The organism is Micromonospora echinofusca (assembly GCF_017614955.1).
Taxonomy (GTDB): domain Bacteria; phylum Actinomycetota; class Actinomycetes; order Mycobacteriales; family Micromonosporaceae; genus Micromonospora; species Micromonospora echinofusca_A.
This window is the reverse complement of the sequence record NZ_WVUH01000743.1, coordinates 1-435: the sequence shown is the minus strand read 5'-3', so window position 1 is coordinate 435 and position 435 is coordinate 1. Positions and strand designations below refer to the sequence as shown.

1 protein-coding gene is annotated in these 435 nt (G+C 65.7%); it reads left to right on the top strand.

What is annotated here, in order from left to right:
• The coding region (locus tag GSF22_RS34190; protein ID WP_208817993.1) for a hypothetical protein at positions 1-435 on the top strand (435 nt) is incomplete at both ends.

Below are 435 nucleotides of genomic sequence, written 5' to 3'. Positions count from 1 at the left end.
CCCCAAACCCATCCGCTCCGGAATAGTCCTCGTAGACCCCGAACGCGGCACCCCCCAACGCATCATCATCCTCCAGTTCAACCCCGACACCCTGGAGCGCTCCCTCTCCCCCCAATCCGCCGGCGACCAAGCCGACAGCGGTGGAGGCGGCAGTGGAAGCGGGGACAAGAACGAGGCGCTGCGCCTCAAGGGCCCAGCGCAGGAGACGTGGAAGTTCACCGCGGAGATAGACGCGACCGATCAGTTCGAGGTGGCCGCGCCAGACGGGATACACCCGCAGCTCGCGACGCTCGAAATGCTTGTGCAGCCGACCACGGCCAAGTTGCGGGAGGCCATGCGGCTGTCCAAGAAGGGGACCATCGAGATCAGCCCGATCGAGATGCCGCTGACCCTCTTCACCTGGGGGAGTAAGCGGGTCATGCCGGTCCGCATCAC